The following is a 2,444-nucleotide window of genomic DNA, read 5'->3' as shown; positions in this document are numbered from 1 at the left end:
TTGTCGGCCCGGCTGCCTCTGGATGTCACAGTCTGGTACTCGAACGCTCCGAGGAACACCCGCTCCGACGGATCGCTCATAACTACGGATTAGGCTGCCTCCATGCCAAAGAAGCGCTCGGGCGGTGGTCTGTCGCCAACGCAGCAGGCCGCCAAGTTCCTCGGTGTCAGTGTGCTCGCGGGAGCAGTGCTGGCCGGCATCGCGTTGCCCGCCGTGGGCGCGCTGGGGCTGGCCGCCAAGGGGTCGGTGGAGAGTTTCGACGCTCTCCCGGCCAACCTGAAGACTCCCCCGCTCAGCCAGCGCACCTCGATCCTCGACGCCGAGGGCGGCACCATCGCCACGGTCTACTCGCGCGACCGCACGGTGGTCCCCCTCAAGGAGATCTCGCCGTACATGCAGAAGGCGATCGTCGCGATCGAGGACTCGCGCTTCTACGAGCACGGCGCGGTCGACCTGAAGGGCGTATTGCGCGCGCTCAACAAGAACGCCCGCAGCGGCGAGGTCTCCGAGGGCGCGTCCACTCTCACCCAGCAGTACGTCAAGAACGTCTTCGTGGAGGAGGCCGGCGACGACCCGACGAAGGTCGCGCAGGCCACCCAGCAGACCATCGGCCGCAAGATCCGCGAGCTGAAGCTCGCGATCCAGGTCGAGGAGGAGCTGGGCAAGAAGAAGATCCTCGAGAACTACCTGAACATCACGTTCTTCGGCCAGCAAGCCTACGGCGTCGAGGCGGCCGCTCAGCGCTACTTCTCCAAGTCCGCCAAGGACCTCAACATCCAGGAGTCCGCCCTCCTGGCCGGAATCGTCCAGTCGCCCAGCCGGTACGACCCGGTCAACGACGAGGCGGAGGCCACCAAGCGGCGCAACGTGGTCCTGACGCGCATGGCGCAGGTCGGCGACATCTCCCAGGCGGAGGCCGACAAGGCGAAGGAGGCACCGCTCGGGCTGAAGGTCAGCCGGCCCAAGAACGGCTGCATCACCGCCGTCAAGGGCGCGGGCTTCTTCTGCGACTACGTCCGCGCGGTGTTCCTGAGCGACCCGGTCTTCGGCAAGACCAAGGAGGACCGGGCCAAGATCTGGAACCAGGGCGGCCTGACGATCCGTACGACCCTCGACCCGCAGGCCCAGAAGTCGGTGCAGCAGTCGATCAAGGACCACGTCTACACGAGCGACGACGTGGCGACCGCGGCCACCATCGTGGAGCCGGGCACCGGCAAGATCGTGGGGATGGGCCAGTCACGTCCGTACGGCGTCGACATCAAGAAGGGCGAGACGACCCTCAACCTGTCCGTCAACAACGCCATGGGCGGCGGAGCGGGCTACCAGCCCGGTTCGACGTTCAAGCCGATCGTGGCCGCCGCCGCCATCGAGGGCGGCATGCCGGCGACGAAGTCGTACGCCTCGCCGTACGAGATGGAGTACCCGAGCCCGGTCGCGGCCTGCGACGGCAAGCAGTGGCTCAACGACCGGGACGATCCCGCGAAGCTCGCCAACGAGAACGAGACCGAGGTCGGCCCGTACGACATGAAGGAGGCGACCGCGCTCTCGGTCAACACCTACTACGTGCAGCTGATCAGCGACATCGGAATCTGCCCGGTGACGCAGATGGCGGACAAGATGGGCGTCCAGCGCGCCAACGGCAACAAGCTGGAGCAGACGCCGTCCATCGCCCTCGGCGTCACCGAGGTGTCCCCGCTGACCATGGCGAACGCGTACGCGACCTTCGCCTCGCGCGGCATGTACTGCACGCCGATCGCCATCGAGTCGATCAGCCAGCGGGTCGGCAACAAGAGCAAGTCGCTCGAGGTTCCGAAGTCCACCTGCTCTCGGGCCATGTCGGAGACCACGGCCGACACCATCAACACGCTCCTCAAGGGCGTCGTCGAGGACGGTACGGGCCGGGAGGCCGGCCTCGACAGCCGCCCGAGCGCCGGTAAGACCGGTACGACGGACGAGCGCTACGCGGCCTGGTTCGTGGGCTACACGCCGGACCTCGCCGGCGCCGTGTGGGTCGGCGACCCCAAGCACGAGCGGAAGATGGTCGACATCACCATCGGCGGTGTCCCGCACGGCAAGGTCTTCGGCGGCGCGGTCCCCGGCCCGATCTGGGGCGACATGATGTCGGGCGCGTTGGAGGGCGAGCCGGTCTCCGAGTTCAACCTCGTCGACATCCCGGACAGCAAGGAGAAGGACAAGGGCCGGGGCGACGACGGCGACCGGGACGACGGCGGCAACGGTGACGAGGACAACGGTGACGGCGGCAACGGCGACGGCGGTGTCATCGGCGGCCTGATCGACGGCGGCACGGACAACGGCGGCACCGACGGCGGCTTCCCGGGGAACCTCTTCCAGGGACAGGGCAACGGCGGCAACGGCATCGGCGGCCGACGCGACTGAGGCCCCGTAGCGACGACGAGGACCGGCGGCCCCTTCCAGTGTGGAAG

Annotated in this window: 1 protein-coding gene; it reads left to right on the top strand. The window is 67.8% G+C overall.

Annotated elements, in window-relative coordinates; translation table 11 throughout:
• The first annotated feature begins 102 nt into the window (after window positions 1-102).
• Window positions 103-2,397 (top strand): transglycosylase domain-containing protein, encoded by a 2,295-nt coding sequence (locus ACFCZF_RS40760; protein ID WP_376675974.1) that lies wholly within the window; start codon window positions 103-105, stop codon window positions 2,395-2,397.
• Window positions 2,398-2,444 lie beyond the last annotated feature (47 nt).

It is taken from the genome of Streptomyces sp. NPDC056296, from assembly GCF_042268605.1.
Lineage (GTDB): Bacteria > Actinomycetota > Actinomycetes > Streptomycetales > Streptomycetaceae > Streptomyces.
This window is presented reverse-complemented; position numbering and strand designations above follow the sequence as displayed.